General features: G+C 70.2%; 19 protein-coding genes. 7 read left to right on the top strand and 12 right to left on the bottom strand.

The window, feature by feature from the left end:
• Nucleotides 1–105 precede the first annotated feature (105 nt).
• Together ACWDX9_RS11525 and ACWDX9_RS11520 are read left to right on the top strand one after the other, a co-directional pair.
• Complete coding sequence (locus ACWDX9_RS11525) at nucleotides 106–1,890, top strand: ABC transporter ATP-binding protein (RefSeq protein WP_449951961.1); 1,785 nt, start codon at nucleotides 106–108, stop codon at nucleotides 1,888–1,890.
• Nucleotides 1,887–3,719, top strand: a complete 1,833-nt coding sequence (locus ACWDX9_RS11520) for an ABC transporter ATP-binding protein (RefSeq protein ID WP_449951958.1) — start codon at nucleotides 1,887–1,889, stop codon at nucleotides 3,717–3,719. Before ACWDX9_RS11525 ends, ACWDX9_RS11520 begins: the two co-directional genes overlap by 4 nt.
• 4 nt (nucleotides 3,720–3,723) lie before the next feature.
• On the opposite strand, the gene ACWDX9_RS11515 is transcribed toward ACWDX9_RS11520, so the two are convergent.
• The 4 genes from ACWDX9_RS11515 to ACWDX9_RS11500 form a co-directional block, all read right to left on the bottom strand.
• Nucleotides 3,724–4,044: a hypothetical protein gene (locus tag ACWDX9_RS11515; RefSeq protein ID WP_449951955.1), complete on the bottom strand. Its 321-nt coding sequence runs from the start codon at nucleotides 4,042–4,044 to the stop codon at nucleotides 3,724–3,726.
• A 587-nt stretch (nucleotides 4,045–4,631) separates the two neighbouring features.
• Nucleotides 4,632–4,967 (bottom strand): DUF202 domain-containing protein, encoded by a 336-nt coding sequence (locus ACWDX9_RS11510; RefSeq protein ID WP_364239353.1) that lies wholly within the window; start codon nucleotides 4,965–4,967, stop codon nucleotides 4,632–4,634.
• 17 nt (nucleotides 4,968–4,984) lie between these two features.
• The gene (locus tag ACWDX9_RS11505; RefSeq protein WP_185077672.1) at nucleotides 4,985–5,311 is read right to left on the bottom strand and encodes a YidH family protein; all 327 of its coding nucleotides are present in this window, start codon (nucleotides 5,309–5,311) and stop codon (nucleotides 4,985–4,987) included.
• Between the two features lie 46 nt (nucleotides 5,312–5,357).
• Nucleotides 5,358–5,747, bottom strand: a complete 390-nt coding sequence (locus ACWDX9_RS11500; RefSeq protein ID WP_350722455.1) for a hypothetical protein — start codon at nucleotides 5,745–5,747, stop codon at nucleotides 5,358–5,360.
• 72 nt (nucleotides 5,748–5,819) lie between these two features.
• On the opposite strand from ACWDX9_RS11500, the gene ACWDX9_RS11495 reads away from it, so the two are divergent.
• From ACWDX9_RS11495 to ACWDX9_RS11480, 4 genes are all read left to right on the top strand, one after another.
• Complete coding sequence (locus ACWDX9_RS11495; protein ID WP_350722457.1) at nucleotides 5,820–6,407, top strand: winged helix-turn-helix domain-containing protein; 588 nt, start codon at nucleotides 5,820–5,822, stop codon at nucleotides 6,405–6,407.
• Between the two features lie 70 nt (nucleotides 6,408–6,477).
• Nucleotides 6,478–7,653, top strand: coding sequence for an MFS transporter (locus ACWDX9_RS11490; protein ID WP_449951952.1), 1,176 nt, complete (start codon nucleotides 6,478–6,480; stop codon nucleotides 7,651–7,653).
• Between the two features lie 96 nt (nucleotides 7,654–7,749).
• Nucleotides 7,750–8,667, top strand: a complete 918-nt coding sequence (bla, locus tag ACWDX9_RS11485) for a class A beta-lactamase (RefSeq protein WP_449951949.1) — start codon at nucleotides 7,750–7,752, stop codon at nucleotides 8,665–8,667.
• 240 nt (nucleotides 8,668–8,907) lie between these two features.
• Nucleotides 8,908–9,312 carry a hypothetical protein gene (locus tag ACWDX9_RS11480; RefSeq protein ID WP_449951946.1) on the top strand — a complete coding sequence of 135 codons (405 nt, stop codon included), beginning with the start codon at nucleotides 8,908–8,910 and terminating at the stop codon, nucleotides 9,310–9,312.
• 60 nt (nucleotides 9,313–9,372) lie between these two features.
• On the opposite strand, the gene ACWDX9_RS11475 is transcribed toward ACWDX9_RS11480, so the two are convergent.
• The 6 genes from ACWDX9_RS11475 to ACWDX9_RS11450 form a co-directional block, all read right to left on the bottom strand.
• Entirely contained in the window at nucleotides 9,373–10,662 is a 1,290-nt protein-coding gene (locus tag ACWDX9_RS11475; protein WP_449951943.1) for an ABC transporter substrate-binding protein, read from the bottom strand.
• 13 nt (nucleotides 10,663–10,675) lie between these two features.
• Nucleotides 10,676–11,776: a branched-chain amino acid ABC transporter permease gene (locus ACWDX9_RS11470; protein WP_449951940.1), complete on the bottom strand. Its 1,101-nt coding sequence runs from the start codon at nucleotides 11,774–11,776 to the stop codon at nucleotides 10,676–10,678.
• A gap of 62 nt (nucleotides 11,777–11,838) precedes the next feature.
• A complete protein-coding gene (locus tag ACWDX9_RS11465; protein ID WP_350722469.1) occupies nucleotides 11,839–12,726 on the bottom strand; it encodes a branched-chain amino acid ABC transporter permease in 888 nt (295 codons plus the stop codon).
• Entirely contained in the window at nucleotides 12,723–14,543 is a 1,821-nt protein-coding gene (locus ACWDX9_RS11460) for an AMP-dependent synthetase/ligase (RefSeq protein ID WP_449951937.1), read from the bottom strand. The genes ACWDX9_RS11465 and ACWDX9_RS11460 overlap by 4 nt, the downstream gene beginning before the upstream one ends.
• Nucleotides 14,540–15,304 (bottom strand): ABC transporter ATP-binding protein, encoded by a 765-nt coding sequence (locus ACWDX9_RS11455; RefSeq protein WP_449951934.1) that lies wholly within the window; start codon nucleotides 15,302–15,304, stop codon nucleotides 14,540–14,542. The genes ACWDX9_RS11460 and ACWDX9_RS11455 overlap by 4 nt, the downstream gene beginning before the upstream one ends.
• Nucleotides 15,292–16,053, bottom strand: coding sequence for an ABC transporter ATP-binding protein (locus ACWDX9_RS11450; RefSeq protein ID WP_355194710.1), 762 nt, complete (start codon nucleotides 16,051–16,053; stop codon nucleotides 15,292–15,294). The genes ACWDX9_RS11455 and ACWDX9_RS11450 overlap by 13 nt, the downstream gene beginning before the upstream one ends.
• Nucleotides 16,054–16,178: 125 nt before the next feature.
• Here ACWDX9_RS11450 and ACWDX9_RS11445 point away from each other — a divergent pair, with 125 nt between their 5' ends.
• The gene (locus ACWDX9_RS11445; protein ID WP_449951931.1) at nucleotides 16,179–16,436 is read left to right on the top strand and encodes a UBP-type zinc finger domain-containing protein; all 258 of its coding nucleotides are present in this window, start codon (nucleotides 16,179–16,181) and stop codon (nucleotides 16,434–16,436) included.
• Nucleotides 16,437–16,455: 19 nt separating this feature from the next.
• Here the strand turns inward: ACWDX9_RS11445 and ACWDX9_RS11440 are convergent, their stop codons facing one another.
• Together ACWDX9_RS11440 and ACWDX9_RS11435 are read right to left on the bottom strand one after the other, a co-directional pair.
• Nucleotides 16,456–18,030 (bottom strand): Na+/H+ antiporter, encoded by a 1,575-nt coding sequence (locus ACWDX9_RS11440; protein ID WP_449951928.1) that lies wholly within the window; start codon nucleotides 18,028–18,030, stop codon nucleotides 16,456–16,458.
• A 34-nt stretch (nucleotides 18,031–18,064) separates the two neighbouring features.
• A complete protein-coding gene (locus ACWDX9_RS11435) occupies nucleotides 18,065–19,363 on the bottom strand; it encodes a hypothetical protein (RefSeq protein WP_449951925.1) in 1,299 nt (432 codons plus the stop codon).
• Nucleotides 19,364–19,543: the final 180 nt, after the last annotated feature.

Below are 19,543 nucleotides of genomic sequence, written 5' to 3'. Positions count from 1 at the left end.
CAGCCGAATGTGCAAGATCTTTCACTGTTTCCGCACGTCACGTACAAGAACCGCACTCTTCGGGCTACTGAAAATCGGTTGAACCCTCGTAATAGCCTAGAAGGGATGCCTCCCGATACGCACATACCTCAACGTCCCCTGCTCTCCTCCAACTCCCTGTGGCGGATGAAGTCCTACCTCCGCCCCTACGTCGTCAGATTGGTGTTCATCTGGCTGGCGGCGATCGTCGGCATCGCGGCCGGCATCGCGCTCCCGCTCATCAGCGAGAAGGTCATCGACGGTCCCGTGGCCCACGGGGACTCCGGCGCGCTGCTCCCCCTCGGGCTGCTCGCGATCGGCGTCGGCGTCGTCGAGGCCCTGCTGATCCTGCTGCGGCGGTGGGCCCAGGTGAAGCCGGTGCTCGGCCTGGAGACCGCGATCCGCGACGACCTCTACGCGCACCTGCAGCGGCTGCCCATGGGCTTCCACGGCGACTGGCAGTCCGGCCAGCTGTTATCCCGGGCCACGACCGACCTGTCGACCATCCGGCGCTTCCTCGGCTTCGGCATGCTCTTCCTGGTCATGAACATCCTGCAGCTGATCACGGTGACCGTGCTGCTGCTGAACAAGTACTGGCCGCTCGGGCTGCTGGTGCTGGCCTCGGCCGTACCGATCGTGTGGCTGTCGCTGCGGTTCGAGAAGCGCTACATCAAGACCTCCCGCCAGGTGCAGGACGAGCAGGGCGACCTGGCCACGCTCGTCGAGGAGTCCGCCCTCGGCATCCGCACGATCAAGGCCTTCGGCCGCCGCCACTACGTCTTCGACCGCTACGACGAGGGCGCGCTCAAGGTCTACGGCACCTCCATGGACAAGGCCCGGCTGCTGGCCAAGTTCTTCGCCTTCCTCGAGATCATCCCCAACATCACGCTGGCCCTGGTGCTGCTGCTGGGCGCGCTGGCCGTCGGCACGGGCTCGCTGACGCTGGGCGCGCTGGTCGCGTTCACCACGCTGATGCTCCAGCTCGTCTGGCCGATCGCGAGCCTGGGCTACATCCTGGCCATGGCCCAGGAGGCCATGACCTCCGCCGACCGCCTCATGGAGGTCATGGACACCGTGCCCGCCATCGAGGGCGGCACGCGGACCATCGACGGGCCCCGCGGCCACCTGCGCTTCGAGGGCGTCGGGTTCCGCTTCCACGACTCCGAGGAGCCGGTGCTGCGCGACGTCTGGCTGGACGTGCGCCCCGGTGAGACGGTGGCCGTCGTGGGCGCGACCGGCTCCGGCAAGACCACGCTGACCGCCCTGGTGCCACGGCTGATCGACCCCACCGAGGGCCGCGTCACGATCGACGGCTACGACGTGCGCGACCTCGAGCTGACCAGCCTCCGCTCGGTGGTGGCCACGGCGTTCGAGGAGCCGACGCTGTTCTCGATGAGCGTGCGGGAGAACCTCACGCTCGGCCGGCTCGACGCCACCGACGAGGAGCTGGCCGAGGCCATCCAGACCGCGCAGGCCATGTTCGTGTACGACCTGCCGTGGGGCCTCGACACCCGCATCGGCGAGCAGGGCCTGTCCCTGTCCGGCGGCCAGCGGCAGCGCCTGGCCCTGGCGCGGGCCGTGCTGAGCCATCCGCGCATCCTCGTGCTCGACGACACCCTCTCCGCGCTCGACGTGGAGACCGAGGCGCTCGTGGAGGAGGCGCTGCGGCACGTGCTGCGTGACGCGACCGGCATCGTGGTCGCCCACCGCGCCTCGACCGTGCTGCTGGCCGACAAGGTGGCGCTGCTGCGGGGCGGCACGATCACGCACGTCGGGCAGCACCACGAGCTGCTAGCCCAGGTGCCCGAATACCGCGAGCTGCTGGCCCAGGACGCCGACTTCGACGACGCCGCGGAAGGAGCGCTGCGATGACCACGACCACCACGGCGTCCTGGCGGGGCGTGTCCTCCGAGGACCAGGACGAGCTGCCGGAGAAGGTGTCCGTCCTGCTCCGGGAGCGCTCCCGGCGGCTGCTCGGCGCGCTGCTCAGGCCGTACCGGAAGAAGATCGGGCTGCTCGTCGCGATCGTCGTCGTCTCCAACGCGGCCGGGCTCTCGATCCCCTTCCTGGTCTCCATCGGGATCGACGAGGGCATCCCGCCGATCAAGAGCGGGGCCGGCCCCGCCGTCCTGCTGACCGTGGTCGGGGTGATCCTGGCCGCGGCGATCACGCAGGCGCTCACGCGCCGGGCGTTCCTGACGCTGTCCGGCCAGATCGGCCAGGGCACCCTGCTCGAACTGCGCAGGAGGGTGTTCGACCACTTCCAGCGCCTGTCGCTGAGCTTCCACGAGCAGTACACCTCCGGGCGGGTCATCTCGCGGCTGACCTCGGACGTCGAGGCCATCGCGGAGCTGCTCCAGTCGGGGTTCGACGCGCTGGTCAAGGCCGTGCTGACCATGGCCGGCACGGCCGTGCTGCTGCTGGTGCTGGACGTGCACCTGGGCCTGCTGGCGCTCGTCCCGCTGCCGTTCCTGCTGCTGTTCACCCGGTGGTTCCGGACGCAGTCGGCGATCGTCTACCGCCGTACGCGGGAGACGGTGGCGCTGGTGATCGTGCACTTCGTGGAGTCGATGACCGGCATCCGCGCGGTGCAGGCCTTCCGCAGGGAGCCGCGCAACCAGGAGATCTTCGAGCAGCTCAACGACGACTACCGGGGCGCGAACGCGCGCAGCATGCAGCTCGGCGCGACGTTCATGACCGGGATCAAGCTGATCGGCAACCTGACGATCGGCGGCGTGCTGCTGTACGGCGGCTGGCTGGCGCTGCAGGACGAGGTCAAGGTCGGCGTGCTGGCCGCGTTCCTGCTCTACCTGCGCCAGTTCTACGAGCCGATGCAGGAGGTCAGCCAGTTCTACAACACCCTGCAGTCGGCCGGCGCTGCGCTGGAGAAGCTGTCGGGCGTGCTGGAGGAGGAGCCCTCCGTGCCCGAGCCGCGCGAGCCGGCCAGGCTGCCGGACGGCAGGGCGCGCGGCAAGGTGCGCTTCGAGGGCGTCAGGTTCGCCTACGTCGAGGAGATGCCGATCCTGCCCCGGCTCGACCTGACGGTCCCGGCCGGGCAGACCGTGGCGCTGGTCGGGGCGACGGGCGCGGGCAAGACGACGCTGGCCAAGCTGATCTCCCGCTTCTACGACCCCACCGACGGCCGCGTGCTGCTCGACGGCGTCGATCTGCGCACGCTGGACGAGCCGGCGCTGCGCGCGGCCGTGGTCATGGTGACGCAGGAGAACTTCCTGTTCAGCGGTACGGTCGCCGACAACATCAGGTTCGGCCGGCCCGACGCCACCGACCGGGAGGTGCGCGAGGCGGCCAAGGCCATCGGGGCGCACGAGTTCGTCTCGAGCCTGCCCGACGGCTACGACACCGAGGTGGGCAAGCGCGGCGGCCGGATGTCGGCCGGGCAGCGCCAGCTCGTGGCGTTCGCCAGGGCGTTCCTCGCCGATCCCGCGGTGCTGATCCTCGACGAGGCCACCTCCAGCCTCGACGTGCCGAGCGAGCGGCTGGTGCAGCGCGCGCTGCGCACGATCCTGGCCGACCGGACGGCGCTGATCATCGCGCACCGCCTCTCGACGGTGGAGATCGCCGACCGGGTGCTGGTGATGGACCGGGGCGAGATCGTCGAGGACGGTCCGCCGGACCGGCTCATCGCGGCCTCGGGCCGGTACGCCGGGCTGCACCAGGCGTGGCTGGAGAGCCTCAGCTAGCTCCCTAGTGGTGCGCCATGGCCACGGCGTTCGCGTACAGCTCGTACCCGACGAACAGCGCCAGGGGCACCCCGAGAGCGATCAGCAGCCTGCCGGGCAGGTGGGTCCGCGGCGCGGACACCCTGCCCGGCTCCGGCGTCGCCGCGGCGAGGACCGGCTCGGGCTCCGGATCGGGGGCGGGCACGAGTTCGGGATGCCGCGCTAAATACCCCCTGGGGAACGAGGTCACCTGGTACGCGCCGCAGAGCGGGCAGCAGGTGCCCGACCAGGGCGGCGGCACGGTCACTCCCGAGCTGAGCCAGAGGTCCACCTCGTTGCCGTGCACGTCTGTGAGATGTCTGACGACGAAGTTCTCTTCCCAGACATGTAAGCAACGAAGGCATTCGAAAGGCCACGCCTCGCGGGTGTCGAATCCTTCGGTCACTGGGACCACCCCCCCGGCTTCCGATCGCCGTCGATCCCGAGTGTCCGCTTGACTTCGCGCGCCCGCAAGACGGGCCTTATGACACTTTCCGCTATGGAATGCTCACCAAGTGTCAGGTTAGTCGTTCGTAGATGGACTTTCGAACCGGGCTGAGCAGCGGAGTCGCGTCCGGCGCGGGGGGCTCCGCGGGCGGGATCAGCTCCGGATGTCGGGACAGGTAACCGTCCGGGAAGGTCGTGGCCTGCTGACAGCCGCACCTCGGGCACATGACGCCCCCCGGGGACGGCGGCAGCACGGGGAGCCCGGCGTGCAACCAGATCTCCCGCTCGTTTCCGTGACGGTCGTCGATGTGCCTGACGAGGTACTCCTCTTCCCATACGTGCCAGCAACCGCGGCACTCGAAAGGCACGATCCTGTGTTCTTCTTCCAACGAGGTCACCCCCTCACCTCCGAGTGTGTGCCTCCTTTTCCGGATCTGGCAACCGCGCTTACCGAATCGCCAGAACAAAGACGATGGCGCCGGCCACCACGCACATGGTGCCGAGCCAGGCGAACAGCACGTCGAGCCCCGGGTTCAGCGGCTTGCCGCCGTGCAGGGCCTCCTGCACGCGGCGGAACCGCGCCCGGGTCCTGATCAGCAGCACGGCGCCGCAGAGCGCGGCCAGCGCGAACACCACCATCGAGGCCACGGGCAGGCCGTGCCTGAGGGACAGCCCGGCCGCGCCGAGCCCGCCGGTGGCCAGCGCCACGGCCGTGCGCACCCAGGCCAGCCGGGTGCGCTCGCTCTGCAGCCCCTCGTCCCAGATCTCCTTCTCCGGGGTCACCTGATCCGGCCTCGGGCTCAGGCGGCCAGGATGATCAGCACGAGGGCGATCACGGCCACGGCCGCCACGCCGTACCCGAAGACCGCCGCGAGCGCGGGGGGCGGCAGCGGCGCCTGCTGGCGCAGGGCGCGCTGGATGTTGCGCCAGCGCGGATACGCCATGCCCGCCGCGAGCGCGGAAAGCGTCACCAGCACCACGGCCAGCGCGGTACGGATCCACGGCACGAACACGTGCTCGGGCACCGCCGCCATCGCCACCCCACCCGCACTGAGCGCCAGCGCCGTGCTCAGCCAGGTGAGGAAGGTTCGTTCATTGGCCAAGGTGAAACGCGGGTCGGGTTCCATGGGAAAAACGGTAATTCGTCCCCATTTCCCCTAGAGAAGTTGGGATTCAGCCAGTACAGGCCTTGGCCACCTTCTCGGCGTAGGCCGCGCTCTCGGTGAGGACCTTCTGGGTGGCGTCCACGGCGTCGTTGACGTTGGTGACGTTGATGCCGCTCAGCGTCTTGGCCAGGTCGTCGGAGGCTTCCTTGATCGTGGTGTTGGCGGCCTTGTCGGCCACGTCGTTGAGCTTGGTGGCGGCGTCGTCGAGGGCCTTGTCCATGGCCTTGGGATCGTCGGCGAGCGTCTTGAGCTGGGCACCCAGGTCGGCGACGATCTTCGGGGCTTCGAGGCACGCTTGCGCCTTGTCGATGGTGCTGTTGACCTCACCGCATCCGGCGGCGAAGACACAGACGGCGAAGGCGGCCAGGGGCACGAATCGGCTCTTGAGGAGTCGCATACCTCGACCCTACCCAACGCATTCCAAAGGTTCCCTTGACATCTCCGGCAACGGGCGCCCAAGATTCCAAGCATGTCTTTGGAATCCTCGCGGCGACGGCTCAGCGACCCGGCCGCGATGCGGGCGTTCGCGCACCCGGTGCGGCTGGCGCTGCACGAGCTGCTGCTGAGGGCGGGCGCGATGACCGCCGCCGACGCGGCGCGAGAGGTGGGCATCAGCCAGGCGCTGGCCTCGTACCATCTGCGGCAGCTGGCCAAGTACGGCTTCGTGGAGCAGGCGGCGGCGCGCGACGAGCGCGAGCGGCCGTGGAAGGCGACCGAGACCCTCCAGGAGTGGGACGACGACGCGGCCGGGCCGGAGCAGGCGGCCGCCCGGAGCCTGCTGGAGCAGGTGATCGCCGAGCGCGCGCTGTCACGCCTGGCCGAGTGGCAGCAGCATCGCGGGGACGAGCCCGAGCCGTGGCGGGGGGTGGGCGGTCTGGGGAACCTGTACCTCTACGCCACGGCGGAGGAGGTGACGGCTCTGGGCGCGGCGGTGGCGAAGCTGCTCGGGCCGCTGATGGCCCGCGTCGACGACCCCTCGGCCCGCCCCGCCGGCGCCCGGCCCGTGCTGGTGACGCAACTGGTCGTCCCCTTGCCACCCACGGGCTCCGGTGACTGAGCCCCGCCCCGCTGGTGGGGTCCACGCGTCAGGTGACGGCCGCGACCAAGGCGGCGGGGTTCGCGCGCTGTTGGCCGACAACCGGGACTACCGGCGCCTGCTCCTCGCCGGGCTGATCTCGCAGACCGGCGACTGGGTGATCAGCACCGGGCTGGCGTTCCACGTCTACCGCCTCACCGGCTCCACCCTGTCCACCGCGATCATGCTGCTGGTCTCGCGGCTGCCCGACGTCGTGCTCGGGTCACTGGCCGGGGTGCTGGCCGACCGGTGGGATCGTCGCCAGGTGCTGGTCGTCACCGACGTGCTGCTCGCGCTCGGCCTGCTGCCACTGCTGGCCGTACGCGGGCCGGACCAGGTGTGGATCGTGTACGCCGTCGCGCTGTGGACCGGCGTCCTGAGCACCGTGCTCGCTCCCGCGCAGAAGGCCCTCGTGCCGCAGATCGTGGCGGAGTCGCAGCTCGTACGGGCCAACGCCCTGCACGGCCAGACCGGCCAAGTCGCCCGCCTGCTGGGCGCGATGCTGGGCGGGCTCGCCGTCAGCGCCGGAGGGCTGGCCGCGGTCGTGCTGATCGACGTGGCCAGCTTCCTGGTCTCCGCTGCCCTGCAGGCCACCCTCCGGCCGCCCGGACGCCCGGCGAGGACGGCGACGATGGGCGGGCAGTGGGTCGCCGGGCTCCGCCTGGCCATGGGGGACGCGAGTGTCCGCCTGCTGGTGGCGTACATGATGATCACGGGGCTGGGCGAGGGGATCTTCGCCACGCTCGCCGCGCCCTTCGTGAGCGACGTGCTCGGCGGCGCGGGCGACGCCTACGGGCTGTTCCTGTCGGTGCAGGCGGTCGGCGGGATCCTGGGCGGGCTCGTCGTGGCACTCCGTCCGGGGCGCGCCGACCCTCGGGTGCTGCTGGGCGGGGCGACGGTCGTCTTCGGGCTGGTGGACCTGGCCCTGTTCACCTATCCGCTGGCCGTGCCCGCGCTGTGGCCGGCGCTGGTGCTGGTCGGGCTGGCCGGGGTGCCCGCGGCGGCCGCGACGGCGGGGTTCGCCACGCTGGCCCAGAACGTCGCCGGCGACGACCGGCGGGGAAGCGTGTTCGGCGTCCTGGGCAGCGCCCACGCGGCCACCGCGCTGGGCGGCATGGGGATGGCGGGGGTGCTCGGCGGGGTGGCCGGGGTCGTGCCCGCGTTGTGCGTGCACGCCGCCGGGCCGATCGTCGCCGGAATCATGGTTCTGACCTGCGCTCATGCGTGAACCGATATCGACTTCTTCGCGATATCGCTATTAGACACGTGGTGATCGCGTCTGCTTTGCTCCTTGCCCATTGACGGACGACCGTAAGGACCAAGCATGCGAAACCGCCGCTTCACGGCAGCAGCCACGTTGACCATCTCCTTCCTGACGGGCGGGGCCCTCCCGGCGGGCGCGGCCTCGGCCACGAGCTCCGTGCAGGCGCTCTCGGGCGAGGCCCAGGCCCGCAAGGAGCTGCGCGCGCTGGAGGCGTCGTTCAAGGGGCGCATCGGCGCGTACGCCATCGACACCGCCACCGGCAGGACGATCGGCTACCGGTCGAACGAGCGGTTCCCGCTGCTGTCCACGTTCAAGGCGATGGCCTGCGCGGCCGTGCTGCACAAGGCGCGCACCTCCGACCCCGGGCTGATGGAGAGGGTCGTGCGCTGGACGGCCGACGACCTCAAGCCGAACTCCCCCACCACCGAGAAGCACGTGGAGGACGGCCTGACCGTCAACCAGCTGTGCGAGGCGACCATCACCCTGAGCGACAACACCGCGGGCAACATGGTGCTCAAGCAGGTCGGCGGGCCGGCCGGCCTGACGCAGTACTTCCGCACGCTGAAGGACCCGATCTCCCGCCTGGACCGCTGGGAGACCGAGCTGAACGACTGGACGCCCAAGGAGAAGCGCGACACCACGACGCCCGCGTCCATCGCCCGCGACCTGCGCGCGGTCACGACCGGGAACGCGCTCACCGCCAAGGACCGGGAGCAGCTCAACGCCTGGATGATCGCGACCAAGACCGGGGACGCCCGCATCCGCGCCGGCCTGCCGAAGACCTGGACGATCGGCGACAAGACCGGCACGAACGGGGCTTTTGGCGGGGGGAACGACATCGCGGTCATCTGGCCCAAGAAGGGCGAGTCTCCCATCATCATGGCCATTTACACGAACCGCGCCGCGGGCGAGACCGGCGACGACACGGCCATCGCCCGCACGGCCACCATCCTGGCCCGCGGCCTCGGCAAGCTCTGACGACCGGCGGGGGCGGCGATTTCGATACCCCATTCGCACCCGCGCTTAACCTGAAAATAATTCTTTCTAATTCGGGGGGATAATTCCGGACTTAAGGTGCTAGTTGCCCTCTGACCAGGGGAATCTTCATTCGATTCCGCTTGTGATCGCCAATTGAGGGGGTATCCTCTTGGCAAAGAAAGCGGGACCGGAGATCCCTACAATCCCCGGTCCCTTACCTCCAAGGTAAGGGAGATCAACATGAGCTTCAAGGAACTCTGCAGCAACCTCGGCACCGAGTTGGACAACGAGTTCATCCGGCTCCGGGCGGACCAGACGGAGCTCGGGCAGCAGCTCACCGAGCGGATCAACGGCGTGGCCAACCACGTCAAGACCCTCGACGCGAAGGTGACCTCTCTGGACGCCAAGGTCACCGTCCTTGACGAGAGGGTTACGGCCCTCGACACCAAGGTCACCGTCCTCGACGAGAGGGTCACCGCACTCGACGCCAAGATCGACACGAAGTTCGCGGAGATCGACGCCAGGTTCGAGTCCGTCGACGCCAGGTTCGACTCCGTGGACGGCAAGATCAACAGTCTGCAGGGCAACCAGAACGAGATGATGAGCATCCTCATCGACATCCAGCGCAAGGTCAGCGCCAACTAGCGCCTGCCTCACAGTGAAAGGGCGGACTCGTGGAACACACGGGTCCGCCCTTCGCGTTCGCTAGAGCTTGTTGTAGCAAGGACCGTCGAACGTGTACCCCTGCGCCGTCGGCCCCGTGAAGAAGTCCTTGACGATCGTCACGCCCGTCGGCGCCTGCTCGTCGACCTTGTTGATCAGCGTCTGCCTGAACACCGCGGCGCTCGACGCGTCCGCGTAGTTGCCCGCCTCCGGCGGGAGCATGCCCTCGTAGTCCACCGTCCTCAGCGTCTTGACGGCCGCCAGCAGCCCCTTGCGGCTCACGTCCCCGCCGGCCACCATCGCGTCCAGGGCCGCCTTCATCGGGTACGCCCAGGCCCAGCCCGAGGTGTACCCGTCGTTGGGCGTCACTCCGGGCAGCGCGTCGCGCATCGCCTTGTGCCCCGGGGTGTCGGCGCCCCATGGCCTGCCCGGGGCCGACTGCTCGTACAGGGCCTTGAGGGCGGGGGCGGCGGGGGACTTCAGCAGGGCCGGGTTCCAGGTGGGGCCGGTGCCGATGAAGCGGCCCTTGTAGCCGGCCGCGGCCGCCTGGCCGATGATCGTGGCGGCGTCGGCCGGGCCGGTGGTGAGGATGACCAGGTCGGGCTTGTTCTTGGTGATCTCGGTGATGGCCCGGCCCTGCTCGGTGGCGCCCGAGGGGGTCTCGACGTTGGTGAACTTCAGGCCGTTGCGCTCGGCGGCGATCTTGGCGCCGGCGGCGGCGTCCGCGCCGTAGTCGCCGGCCAGGTGGACGGCCATGACCGACTTCGGCTTGTACGTGTCCATCGCGTAGTCCACGGAGTTCATGGCCTCGACGCAGTAGTTGGAGCCGCTCTCGATCATGACGTCCTCGAACTCCCAGGCCGAGGTCCACGAGGCGGGGGCGGCGACGACGCTGTTGGCCTTGAGGTCGCCGAGGATGGCGGCGGTCGTGGGCGAGCCGAGCGTCTGGGCCAGCGCGAGCACGTGGTCCTTGATCTCGTTGTAGACCTGGCGGTGCACCTCCGGGTTGTACTTGTTGTCCCGTACGTACTTGGTGACGTCGACCTCGTACTTGCCGCCGATGCCGCCGGCCTTGTTGACGCGGGCCCAGAACGCCTTCTGGGCGTCGGTGATCGGCACGGCCAGCGCGGCGAAGGGGCCGGAGGTCAGGTCGGAGATCGTGCCGAGGTAGATGCAGCCCTTCTTGGCGTCCACCGCGGTAGGACAGGGTGCGGTGGTGACACCTGGAGCCTGGGCGCCGCCCTTGCTGCCCTCGTCGTCCCCCCGGAAGACGCCGCACGCGGACAGAAGGGCCACTACCGCGATAAATCCCGCTGCATAGCGACTCTTCATGAAAAATCACCTTCTAGTAGGAGAAAGGCCAGGACTTCCAGTAGTTGCGGACCCGAATCCACAGGCCGAACAGCCCCCGTGGCTCGAAGATCAGGAACACCACGATGAGCAGCCCGTACAGCACGGTCTCGACCTGGAACACGTTCGGCGTCAACGTGGTGTCCGCGCTCACGAACGGCACCAGCGCCGGCAGCGCCCTGGTCAGCGGCTGCAGCAGCGAGATGAACAGCGCCCCCGCGACCGACCCCGACACGGTGGCCACCCCGCCGATCAGCACCATCGCGATGAACTGCACCGACAGCAGCAGGCTGAACGACCCGGGCTCGACGTACCCGGAGATCGTGTAGAGCAGGCCCCCGGCGCAGCCCGCGTAGAAGGACGAGATGCCGAAGGCCAGGACCTTGTAGCGGGTGAGCGGCACCCCGATGACCTCGGCCGCGATGTCCCGGTCGCGGATGGCGGCGAAGGCGCGGCCGACGCGCGAGCGGGCCAGGTTGCGGGCCGCCAGGGCGAAGACGACGAGCAGCGCCAGCATGAGCACGTACAGCGACTGCTCCCTGGTGCCGAGCGGCCCGTCCTGGTCGAGGCGCACGCCGAAGAGCTGCGGGACCGCCGCCTCGCGCCCGACCCCCGGCCCGCCGGTGAGGGCCTGCCACTCCTTGAAGACGTGCTCGCCGAGGAACACCAGCCCGAGCGTGACGACGGCCAGATAGAGGCCGCGCAGGCGGGTGGCCAGCGGCGCGACCAGCACCCCGGCCACGGCGGCGACCATTCCGGCCGCGGGCAGCCAGATCCAGATCTCCGCGAGGCCGAAGCCGATGCGCTGGCCGTCCACGGGACCGGACACGGCGGCGGCGGTGTAGGCGCCGATGGCGACGAAGAACGCGTGCCCGAGCGAGACCTGCCCGGCGTAGCCGGTGACGATGTTGAGGCCGATGGCGCCGATGGCCAGCGCGTACGCGCCCGCCAGCACCTCCAGCGACCGGTCCTGCAGCAGCACCGCCAGCCCGAACGCCAGCAGCACCAGCAGCCCCGTCCACACCCGCTTCGCCGGGGTGTCGAGCAGCGCCATGTCCTGGGCGTAGGAGGTGTAGAGCAGCGGCCGCCCGCGCACCCGGCGAGACCGTCCGGTCGGTATGTCAGGAACGGCGGAGCGCGCCGCGGATCGCGTCCCGGTCATACCCGCTCGACCTCCCGGGTCCCGAACAGGCCGTACGGCCTGACCAACAGGACGATCAACATCACCACGTACGGCGACACGACCGCGAAATTCTGCCCCAGCCAGGGCGCGAACTCCCCCTGGTACGACTGGAACAGCGACTCCACGACCCCGACCACCAGCCCGCCCACGACCGCGCCGCCGAGCGAGTCGAGCCCGCCCACGATGATCGCCGGCAGCGCCTTCAACGCGACCACCCAGGTGAGCTGCTCGATCCCCTGCCCGGTCCCGACGAACATGCCGGCCACGGCCGCCAGGAACCCGGCCAGCGCCCACGACAGCGCGAACACGGCCCCCACCGAAACCCCCTGCGCCAGGGCGGTCTCCTGGTCGAACGCCGCCGCCCGCATCGCCAGCCCGTACCTCGTGTAACGGAAGAACGCGAACAGCAGCGCCACCAGCACCGCCGTGACCAACAGCATGGCCAGCCAGCGCCGCTGCACGACCAGCGACCCGAGCGACACCTGCGTGAACCCCCACGGGTCCCCGACCTGCCGCACGTCCCGGCCGATGAAGCCGTTCACCACCACCCGCACCACCACGTCGATGCCGAGCGTGATGATCGCCACGACGAACACCGGCCGCCCCACCATGGGCCTGATCGCGACCCGCTCGATCCCGAGCGCCACCAGGGCGATGAGCAGCGCCGACAGCAGGACGGCGGCGTAGAAGCCGGTCACCTCGGCCAGGTAGCTCACCGCGACGGCGCCGGCCAGCATCAGCGCGGGCTGCGCGAAGCTGATCACCCGCGTGGCCTTGTAGATGATCACGAACCCGAGCGCGAGCAGCGCGTACACCGAGCCGTTCCCCAGGCCCCTGATCACGGTCTCGAGCAGCCCCTTCACCGGGCGTACATCCCTTCCACCAGGTCCTCGAACAGCTTGGCGACGGCGGCGCGCTTGACCTTCTGGGTGGCGGTCAGCTCGCCGTCCTCGTGGTCGAGCTCCTTGGGCAGGAACGTGAACCGCCGCACCTGCTCGACCCGGGCGAAGCGGGTGTTCACCTCGTCCACGATCCCCCGGACCAGCTCCCGCGTCTCCGGCTTCTCCGACAGATCCCGATAGGTCGTGTACGGCAGCCCGCGCCGCCGCGCCCACTCCCCCACCGTGTCCGGCTCGATCCCGATGAGCGCCACCAGGTACGGCCGCCGGTCCCCGATCACGATGGCTTCCTTCAGGTACGGCGACGCCTTCAGCGCGTTCTCGATCTCGCTGGGCGCGACGTTCTTGCCGCCGGCCGTGATGATGACGTCCTTCATCCTGTCGGTGATCCGCACGTGCGTGCCCTCGACGAACTCGCCCACGTCCCCGGTGTGCAGCCAGCCGTCCTCGTCCAGCACGTCGGCGGTGGCCCGGGGGTTGCGCCAGTAGCCGGCGAAGTTCCCGGGATGCCGGGTCATGATCTCGCCGGTGGCCTCGTCGATCTTCAGCTCGACGCCGGGGTGCGGCTCGCCGACCGTGCCCAGGCGCACCCTGCCGGGGCGGTTGGCGGTGGCGATGGCGGTGTTCTCGCTCATCCCGTACACCTCGTGCATGGGGATGCCGATCCCCATGTAGAACTTGAGCACGCCGGGCGCGATCGGCGCGGCCCCCGAGGCCGCGTACCTGACCCGCCGCATCCCGAGCCGCTCGCGCAGCGAGCGGTAGCAGAACACCCAGCCCACCCCGTACGCCAGCCGCGTCCCGAACGTGTGCCGGCCGCCCGTGCGCACCAGCGCGTCGCCGATCCGGTCGGCCACCCGCAGCCAGAACCGGGTCACCGCCCGCTTGACCGGCGAGGCCGACTCCAGCCGGATGTCGACCTGGGCCAGGACCTTCTCCCAGATCCGCGGCACCCCGAACAGGATCGTCGGCTGCACCTCCCGCAGGTTGGCCTGCACGGTGTCGCTGGACTCGGCGAAGTTCACCTGCACGCCGGCGGCCGAGTTGAACCACACGGTGAACGCCCGCTCGGCCACGTGGCACAGCGGCAGGTACGACAGCGTCAGGTCGCGTTCGGAGGGCGGCGGGGAGGTGAAGCCGCCGCCCAGGACGAGCGTGCTGACGGCGAACTCCACGTTCCCGATCGTGAGCATGACGCCCTTGGGCGGGCCCGTGGTGCCCGAGGTGTAGATGAGCGTCATCACGTCGCCGGGCTCGGCCTCGGCCATGCGGCGCTCCACGGCGTCGGGGTGCACGGCGCGGTGCTCGGCCCCGAGGGCGAGCAGTTCGGGCCAGGACATCAGGACGCCGTCGTCGTAGCGGCCACGGATGCCGCGCGGCTCCAGGTAGACGATGCGCCGCAGCTCGGGGCACTCGTCGAGGACCTTGAGCGCCTTGTCCACCTGCTCCTGGTCCTCGGCGATGAGGATCTTCGCGCCGGAGTCCGCGAGGAGGTAGGCGACCTCGGCGGGCGGGTTCGTGGGGTAGAGGCCGACGGTGACGCCCCGGACGGCGACCGTGCCGAGATCGCCGTAGAGCCATTCGGGGCGGTTCTCGGAGTGGACGGCGACGCGGTCCCCGGGCTCGACGCCGAGGGCGAGCAGGGCGTGGGCGACGAGCTCCACCTGGGTCCAGTACGCGGCCCAGGTGACCTCCCGCCAGATGCCCAGGTCCTTGTGCCGCATGGCGACCGCGCCGGGGGTGCTGCGGGCACGGTCCCGCACCCTGGTGACGATGCTCATGCAACCCCTCCCAGATACGCCTCGATCACGCGGGGGTCCTGCTGGACCTCGGCCGGGGTGCCGAGCGCGACCGGGCGGCCGAAGTCGAGCACGAGCACCCGGTCGGCCAGGTCCATCACCAGCCCCATGTCGTGGTCCACGAGGACGACCGGGATGCCCAGCTCGTCCCGGATGTCCAGCACGAACCTGGCCATGTCCTCGGTCTCCTCCAGGTTCATGCCGGCCACCGGCTCGTCCAGCAGGAGCAGCCGGGGCTCCATGGCCAGCGCCCGGCCCAGCTCGACCCGCTTCTGGATCCCGTACGGCAGCAGCCGCACGGGATGGCGCCGCCAGGCCTCGAGTTCGAGGAAGTCGATGATCTCCTCGACCTGGGCGCGGGCGGCCAGCTCCGCGCGCCTGGCCCGCCCGTACCAGAGCAGCGCGGCCAGGGCGCCGTAGCGGAAGTGGTGGTGGCGGCCGAGCATGAGGTTGTCCAGGACGGTCAGGTTGTGGAACAGCTCGACGTTCTGGAACGTCCTGGCCAGGCCCATGGCGGCGATCTCGTGCGGCCGTTTCAGCAGCAGGTCCTCGCCCAGGAACGTGACCCGGCCGCGCTGGGGCCGGTAGACCCCCGAGAGCACGTTGAAGATCGAGGTCTTGCCCGCGCCGTTCGGCCCGATGATCGCCAGCAGCTCGGCCTGCCGGACCTCGAACGAGACGCCGTCGACGGCCTTGACGCCGGCGAAGCTCAGGTGCACGTCCTCGAACGTCAGGAGAGCCATCGTTTCCTCCGCTTGTAGTGCTTGACCTCGCGGAAGGACCTGACGGCCCCCAGGTAGAACTCCTTGATGTCCTCGTCGGCGAGCAGTTCGCCGGACGGCTTGTCCATCACGACCTTGCCGGTCTCCATGACGTAGCCGTGGGAGGCGATGGACAGGGCCATCGTGGCGTTCTGCTCGACCAGCAGGACCGTGGTGCCCTGCCGGTTGATCTCGACGATGAGGTCACGCACCTGGGCGACCAGCGACGGCGCCAGGCCCAGGCTGGGCTCGTCCAGCAGCAGGTACTTCGGCCCGGCCATGAGGGCGCGGCCGACGGCCAGCATCTGCTGCTCGCCGCCCGACAGGTAGCCGGACACGCTCCTGCGCCGCTCCCGCAGCAGCGGGAACAGGCCGTAGACGCGGTCCAGGTGGGACTCGGCCGCCGTGTGGCCGCCGACCTTGAGGTTCTCCTCGACGGTCAGCTCGGCGAGGATGCGGCGGCCCTCCATCACCTGGCTGACCCCGCGCCGCACGATCTGGGCGGGTCTGAGGTGGTGGATGGGCTCGCCCTCCAGCGTCACACTGCCCTTGGTGATCTCGCCGTCGTGCACGTCGAGCAGCCCGGACACGGCACGGAGCAAGGTCGTCTTGCCCGCGCCGTTCGCGCCGAGCAGCGCCACGATCGCCCCGGGCGGCACGCTGAGGCTCACGCCGCGCAGCACGAGCATCACGTCGTCGTAGACGACTTCGAGGTTGCGGACCTCCAGCACACCCGACTCCTCGGGATGGTGTGGCCTATGTCACTCCCTGATGAGCACAATGTCCACGCTTGCCCGGCGGCCGACAAGGGGGGCGGGCGAAATTTGATCGTGCTGCTGGTCATAGGATTTCTTCTATGGCAATTTGCGAGCATCTTTCCCAAGCGGACGATCCGGCCCCGAGGACGCCGGAGGGCTGCGAGGAGTGCCTCGCCGTCGGGGGCCGCTGGGTGCACCTGCGGCGCTGTCTGGAGTGCGGTCACATCGGGTGCTGCGACTCCTCGCCGGCCAAGCACGCCACCCAGCACTTCCACGAGACGGCCCACCCGGTGATCCAGTCCTACGAACGCGGTGAGGACTGGCGCTGGTGCTTCGTCGACAGCGCGATGGGCTGAGCGGCGCGGCTCTTCCCGGCTAGCGCTCCAGGATCGCCTCCTCGAAGTCGAGCTGCGCCATCACGTCGCGCATCACCTCATCGTCGAGGCGGCGTTCGTCGCGCAGCCGGACGAAGACCTGCCGCTCGGCCTGGAGCATGTCACGGCGCAGGCGCCGGTAGAGGGCGCTGGGGGTCTCCGCGCCACCCTGCCCCGTGCCGCCGCCCAGCCGTTCCCAGGCGCTCAGCGAGCGGCGCCAGGACTTCTCCCTGAGCTGGTCGATGACCTGCTTCTGGATCTCGTCGGGCTCGCCCTGCTCGGCGATGAGGCGCGTGAGCTCCTCCAGGCCGGCCTCCAGCGCGGCCTGCTGGGCCGCCGCCTCGGCCAGGCGGTCTTCGTACTGCTCCTGCTCGCTCGACACGCGCAGCCGCTTGATCAGCGCCGGGAACGTGGTGCCCTGGATGAGCAGCGTGCCGATCACGGTCGTGAACGTCAGGAACAGCAGCATCGCGCGGTCCCGCGCGGGGATGTCCGGCGGGATGGCGAAGGCCGCCGCCAGCGACACCACGCCGCGCATGCCGGCCCAGCCGAGGATCACCGTCTGCGGGCCGGTGGGCACGTTGCTCCTGCGCAGGAGCTTCATCAGGCGCGTCACCACGAACAGCCACACGAACCGGCTGCCGATCGTCACCGCCAGCACGGCGGCGGCGTAGCCCGCGACCGCCCACGGGTCGTAGCCGGAGATGCCCTGGATGACGGTCGTGAGCTGCAGCCCGATCAGGGCGAACACCACCGCCTCCAGGAAGAAGTCGGTGACCTTCCACACGGCGTCGGACACCAGCCGGGTGCCGAAGCCCTGCAGGTGCATGCGGTTGCCCAGATAGAGGCCGACGATCACGACCGCGATCACGCCCGAGGCATGCACGCTCTCCGCCGCGAGGTAGGTGGCGAACGGGATCAGCAGCATCAGCGTGTTCTCGACCAGGGAGTCGCGCGTGTGCCTGAACAGCCAGGCCATCACGAACGCCACCACCAGCCCGATCGCCACGCCGCCCGCCGCGGCGAGCGCGAAGTCGCCGAGGCCGTGCCACATGTCGAAGGTGCCGCCCAGCGCGGCCCCGACGGCGACCCGGTAGAGCGTCAGCGCCGTGGCGTCGTTGAACAGGCTCTCGCCGACCAGGATCGTCAGCGCCCTGCGCGGCAGGCCCAGCCGGCGGCCGACCGCGACGGCGGCCACGGCGTCGGGCGGCGCGATGATCGCGCCCAGCGCGAACGCCAGCGCGAGCGGAAGCTCGGGCAGCAGCAGGTGGACGACCAGCCCGACGGCGGCGGTGGTGAACAGCACGAGCCCGATCGACAGCAGGGCCACGGCCCGCTTGACGTCACGCAGGCGCAGGTAGGAGCTGTCGAACGCGGCGGAGTAGAGCAGCGGCGGCAGGAAGACGTACAGCACGAGCTCCGGCTGCAGCGGCACGGCCGGCACCAGCGGCGACACCAGCAGGCCGGCGGCCACCAGCAGGAGGGGGGCGGGCCAGCCCTTGCGCCGGGCGACGGCCGCGACGCCGATGGCGCCGCCCGCCACCAGCAGCAGCTGCAGGCCCATGGTCGGGTTCACGGGAGGAGCGTACCTGGCCCCCGGACCCGGCGTGTCACCACTCCCTGCGGTCGCTCCGCTCGTGGTAGTCCGGCTGCTCGCCGGGCCGCAGGCGCTCGCCCGTGGAGAACATGGGGTCCACGACGTACGGGCGGGACAGCGCGTCGGGCTGCTGGTGCTCCTGGCGGCCCATGGACATCAGCGGGTCCACCGGGTTCGGCGCGGGACTCTGCTGGTAGGCGGCGTAGTCGTCGCGGACGGGCTGCGGGGCGGGACGGCGCCGGCCCGCGCCCGGGATGCCGTGCATGGGGGTCCCCAGGCCCGCGGCGGCCGGAGCCTGCTGCTGCGGTGGCGGCGGCGGCGGTTGCTGCTGCTGGTAGGCGTAGGGATCGGCCGGGTAGGGGTCGTTCTGGTACGGGTCGTTCTGATAAAGATCGGGCCGGTGCTGGGGCGGCTGAGGAGGGGCCGGCTGGTGGGGCGCGGCCGCCTGGGAAGGGAAGCCGAGCGGGTCGGTGCTCAGCGGCGCCGGGCGGCGCTGGTCGCCGGGCATCTGGTAGACGGGCTCGTTGTCGATGTACTGGGGACCCATGAAGGGGTCGGCCTGGGCGGCGGGGCCGCCGTACTGCTGCGGCTCGGCGGCGTACTGCGGGCCGCTGTAGGCGTCACCGGTGTACTGCGGACCGCTGAGCGGGTCGCCGCCGTACTGCGGACCGCTGAGGGGATCGCCGGTGTACTGGGGCCCGCTGAAGGGGTCGCCGGTGTACTGCGGGCCGCTGAGCGGGTCGCCGGTGTAGCGCTGCTGCGGGGCCGTCGTCTCCACGTACTGGGGGCCGGTGAAGGGGGCCCGCTCGCCGTAGGCGTCCCTCGGAGCCTCGCCGTAGGCGTCCCTGGGCGCCTCCCCGTACGCCGGGGGCATGGTGTCCCTGGGGGCTGTGGTCTCGCCGTACGAGGCGACCAGCTTGTCCTGGCGGGCCGAAGGGGCGCCCCTGGCCACGAGGACGTCGTTGGGCGACAGGGCGGCCGTGGGCCGTTCCTCGGGCTGGTGCTGCGGCGGCTGCTGGACGGGCGGGGTCGGCCGCTGGTACTGGCCGGTGCCGGGCATGACCTCCGTGCCCGGGTCGTGCGCGGGCACGGCGGGCTGCTCGCCCGTGGCCTCGGCGAAACCCTCGTCGAGAGTGTCGAGCAGGCGCCCGACGTCCTCCATCGGCATGCGGAAGCTCGCGGTGCACATCTCGCCGCGCCACAGGCTCAGGACCAGCGTGCCCTCATGCCACGTGACGCGGAGACACCGCTCCTGACCTCGCGCATCGAAGAACACTTCGCCGAACGACGGCAACGGGACAACTTCCGACATGGCAGACATACTGCTTTAACCAGCCTTTTCCCGTCCACTCAACCCCGGAAAACCCTCTTGAACCGGCCTTCCCATCTACACCGGGAACCCCTTTGATCACTCTGTGTGAAGGCCTTCTCTGACCCGTCGGAGTCCCGACCGCCCAGTGTGCCACGGGCGTCGCCGCGAGGGTCCGGGAAC

Source organism: Nonomuraea sp. NPDC003201 (genome assembly GCF_053590415.1).
The sequence above is the reverse complement of the archived record's forward strand: the minus strand, read 5'-3'. Positions and strand labels throughout refer to the sequence as shown.

Coding starts and splice junctions, on each gene's coding strand:
- ACWDX9_RS11525 (WP_449951961.1), top strand. CDS start 106: ATGCCTCCCGATACGCACATACCTCAACGTCCCCTGCTCTCCTCCAAC.
- ACWDX9_RS11520 (WP_449951958.1), top strand. CDS start 1,887: ATGACCACGACCACCACGGCGTCCTGGCGGGGCGTGTCCTCCGAGGAC.
- ACWDX9_RS11505 (WP_185077672.1), bottom strand. CDS start 5,311: ATGGAACCCGACCCGCGTTTCACCTTGGCCAATGAACGAACCTTCCTC.
- ACWDX9_RS11500 (WP_350722455.1), bottom strand. CDS start 5,747: ATGCGACTCCTCAAGAGCCGATTCGTGCCCCTGGCCGCCTTCGCCGTC.
- ACWDX9_RS11495 (WP_350722457.1), top strand. CDS start 5,820: ATGTCTTTGGAATCCTCGCGGCGACGGCTCAGCGACCCGGCCGCGATG.
- bla (WP_449951949.1), top strand. CDS start 7,750: ATGCGAAACCGCCGCTTCACGGCAGCAGCCACGTTGACCATCTCCTTC.
- ACWDX9_RS11480 (WP_449951946.1), top strand. CDS start 8,908: ATGAGCTTCAAGGAACTCTGCAGCAACCTCGGCACCGAGTTGGACAAC.
- ACWDX9_RS11475 (WP_449951943.1), bottom strand. CDS start 10,662: ATGAAGAGTCGCTATGCAGCGGGATTTATCGCGGTAGTGGCCCTTCTG.
- ACWDX9_RS11460 (WP_449951937.1), bottom strand. CDS start 14,543: ATGAGCATCGTCACCAGGGTGCGGGACCGTGCCCGCAGCACCCCCGGC.
- ACWDX9_RS11455 (WP_449951934.1), bottom strand. CDS start 15,304: ATGGCTCTCCTGACGTTCGAGGACGTGCACCTGAGCTTCGCCGGCGTC.
- ACWDX9_RS11445 (WP_449951931.1), top strand. CDS start 16,179: ATGGCAATTTGCGAGCATCTTTCCCAAGCGGACGATCCGGCCCCGAGG.
- ACWDX9_RS11435 (WP_449951925.1), bottom strand. CDS start 19,363: ATGTCGGAAGTTGTCCCGTTGCCGTCGTTCGGCGAAGTGTTCTTCGAT.